The organism is Mesorhizobium sp. M7A.F.Ca.MR.362.00.0.0 (assembly GCF_004023175.1).
Lineage (GTDB): Bacteria > Pseudomonadota > Alphaproteobacteria > Rhizobiales > Rhizobiaceae > Mesorhizobium.
In genome coordinates this window covers 1-2656 of record NZ_RZTF01000139.1, presented here as the reverse complement: position 1 = coordinate 2656, position 2656 = coordinate 1, and the positions used below count along the sequence as shown (strand labels likewise).

General features: G+C 65.4%; 1 protein-coding gene and 1 pseudogene (1 of these 2 cut by a window edge). Both read left to right on the top strand.

The features are described 5' to 3' along the window. Positions 1 to 1113, top strand: a pseudogene (gene ssuD / locus EOC06_RS18075) (FMNH2-dependent alkanesulfonate monooxygenase) (it extends 74 nt beyond the left edge of the window). Next, positions 1110 to 2570, top strand: a complete 1461-nt coding sequence (locus EOC06_RS18070) for an FAD/NAD(P)-binding protein (RefSeq protein ID WP_128308412.1) — start codon at positions 1110 to 1112, stop codon at positions 2568 to 2570. Before ssuD ends, EOC06_RS18070 begins: the two are co-directional and overlap by 4 nt. The last annotated feature ends 86 nt before the right edge of the window (positions 2571 to 2656 follow it).

Here is a 2656-nt window from a genome sequence, read left to right as displayed (position 1 = left end):
AGCCGTTATCTTGGCACGGCCGAGGGCGGCAGATCGGTCGATCTGCCGTATCTGACGCAAGTGGCGAAGGCGGCCGACACGCTCGGCTACTATGGCGTTCTGTTGCCGACCGGCCGCTCGTGCGAAGATTCCTGGGTGATCGCATCGGCTCTTGTGCCGATGACCGAACGCTTGCGTTTCCTTGTCGCCGTGCGGCCCGGTTTGCAGTCGCCAACGCTGGCCGCGCGCATGACTGCGACGCTGGATCGCATCTCCAATGGCCGCCTGCTGATCAACGTCGTCACCGGCGGCGATCCGCTGGAGAACAAGGGCGACGGCATTTTTCTATCGCATGCCGAGCGCTACGAGGTGACGCAGGAATTCCTTCGGATCTACAAGCGGGTGCTGAGCGGCGAGACGGTCGAGCATGAGGGCAAGCATTTCCGCATCGAGGATGGAAGGCTGCTGTTTCCGCCGGTGCAGACGCCCTATCCCCCGCTCTACTTCGGCGGCTCGTCCGACGCTGGGTCCGTGGTGGCGGCGCAGGAGATCGACAAATATTTGACCTGGGGAGAGCCGCCAGCCGATGTCGAGCGCAAGCTGGACGGCATGCGTGAACTGGCGCAGAAGGCCGGCCGCAAGCTCTCCTTCGGCATTAGGCTGCATGTCATCGCGCGCGAAACCACCGAGGAGGCCTGGGCCGCTGCCGACAGGCTGATCAGCCGGCTCGACGACGCGACGATCGCCTCGGCTCAAAAAGTCTTTTCCCGCATGGATTCGGTCGGCCAGGCGCGGATGAGCGCACTGCATGGCGGCAATCGCGCCAAGCTCGAGATCGCGCCCAATCTGTGGGCCGGCGTCGGCCTGGTGCGCGGCGGCGCAGGGACCGCACTTGTCGGCGATCCCGACACGATCGCCGAGCGCATCGACGAGTACCGGCGCCTCGGCATCGATACCTTTATCCTTTCCGGCTATCCGCATCTCGAAGAAGCCTATCGCTTCGGTGAGCTGGTGCTGCCGAAACTGCCGACCGACCATCTGGTCAAGGCAGCCGGCTCGTCCGTCAACACCGGTCCGTTCGGCGAAACCATCGCCGGCGACCACCGGCCGAAGTCGCTCGCCAGCGCCTCGTGAACTTGCTTCCTGCGTCCTCGCGGTTGCACGTCGCCATTATCGGCGGCGGCTTTTCCGGCGCCGCGGTGGCGTGGCACCTGGCGCAAATGCCTCGGCCGGAGCGGATTTCCATTTCCGTGGTCGAGCCACGGCCGGTTCTTGGCGGTGGCCTTGCCTATTCCAGTGAGGAACCGTCGCACCGGGTCAATGTCCCCGCAGCCAGGATGAGCATGGCTCCCGACGACCCGCAGCATTTTGCACGCTGGTTGACTGGCAGCGGAGAACTCGAACACGACCCGGATGCCATCTGGAAGAACGGCGACGCTTTTCCGCGCCGACGCGTGTTCGGTCGCTACGTCGCCGAGCATCTGGCGCCGTATTTCGGTTCCGGCGTTGTCCATCATGTTCAAGGTTCCGCCATACGCGTGACGCGCGATGCCAGTGGCGCGGGCTGGACCGTGCACACCTCTGCCGGACCGGTCGCCTCCGACATCGTCGTGCTGGCAGCAACGCATCCGCAGCCTGCAATTCCAGCCGCGCTGGTCCAACTGTCGGAAGCACCGGGTTTCATCGCCGACCCGTACGCACCAGCGGCGCTTGCCGGGATTGGTCCGGAGGCGTCGGTGCTGATCGTCGGCTCCGGGCTGACCTCTGCCGACATGGTCGCTGAACTCGACCGTCGTGGCCATCGCGGCCGCATCCTGGCGCTGTCGCGCCGCGGCTTACGCTCGCGCGGACACCCCGATGTCAGGGGCGAGCCTTTTGGCGATTTTGCATCCGCGCCGGCCACGACGGCGCTCGGCGTGCTCAGGGCCATTCGCGCGACGCTGACAGCTGCGAGAGCGGCCAATGTCAACTGGCAGTCGCTCTTCGACCAACTGCGCCTGCAGGGGCCGGTGCTGTGGGCCGCACTTGCCCCGCCGGAGCGGGCAAGGCTGGTCCGCCGGCTGCGCGTGTTCTGGGACGTGCATCGCTTCAGGATCGCTCCGCAGGTGGCGGCGGTGCTCGACCGGCGTCATGCGGCCGGCACATTCGACACCATTGCCGCCAGGCTTGTCGCGTCGAACGATGAGGACGGCAGCCTGGCTGTCAGCTTTCAACGGCGCGGGCAGACACGGATCGAGACGACGCGCTTCGATGCCGTCATCAACACTACGGGTCCGGCTCATGGGCAGGCATTACAGCTGAACCCGGCGCTAAGCTCGCTGGCGGAAGCCGGCTTGATCAGGACGGACCAATATGGACTTGGCATCGAGACAAGTCTCGACAGCCGCGCAATCGGCTCGGACGGTGAGGCGGTTGCGACACTCCTGGTCGCCGGCCCGCTGGCACGAGGCACTTTCGGCGAGCTCATGGGTCTGCCGGAAGTCGCCCGCCATGCCCAGGCGGTCGCGGGGGAAATTGCCAAGCTGCTGGTTACGCTACCGTCAGCGCAGGCGATCGGCGCCCATGCCGCGCATGGCCCTCTTGCGGGCTGACATCTGCAGGCCGGGTTCGGCAGCGAAAATTGGTATTTCCGTCCCAAGAGAGCCCCAAAAACGGAAAATCCTTCTTTGTATATATA